Annotated in this window: 1 protein-coding gene; it reads right to left on the minus strand. The window is 76.0% G+C overall.

Annotated elements, in window-relative coordinates; genetic code table 11:
• A partial coding sequence (locus SACPADRAFT_RS0205595) for a PTS-dependent dihydroxyacetone kinase phosphotransferase subunit DhaM (protein WP_028662246.1) occupies positions 1–287 on the minus strand: 287 nt, incomplete at its 3' end.
• Between the last annotated feature and the right edge of the window lie 26 nt (positions 288–313).

Here is a 313-nt window from a genome sequence, read left to right on the forward strand (position 1 = left end):
ACCAGCGGTGCGTCCACCACCACGGCCGCACCGGGGTCGGACAGTGCCTCCACCGCCATCTCGGCGGTCATCTGCGCGCTGCCGAGGTCGTAGAGGACCACCACGCCCGACCCGCCGTCCGCACGCCCGACCGCGTCGGACACCGCATCGAAGTCCGTGCCGAGGCCCCCGTCGGCGGCGCCGCCCGCCGGGAGCACGGTGACCTCCGGCGCCATCTGCGTCGCGGTCTCGGCCAGCCCCTCCGCGAGCCGCGCGCTGTGCGCCACCAGCACCAGTCCGACCCTCACGGCGCACTCTCCGCGAACGCCCGCAG

It is taken from the genome of Saccharomonospora iraqiensis subsp. paurometabolica YIM 90007, assembly GCF_000231035.2.
Classification (GTDB): Bacteria; Actinomycetota; Actinomycetes; order Mycobacteriales; family Pseudonocardiaceae; genus Saccharomonospora; species Saccharomonospora paurometabolica.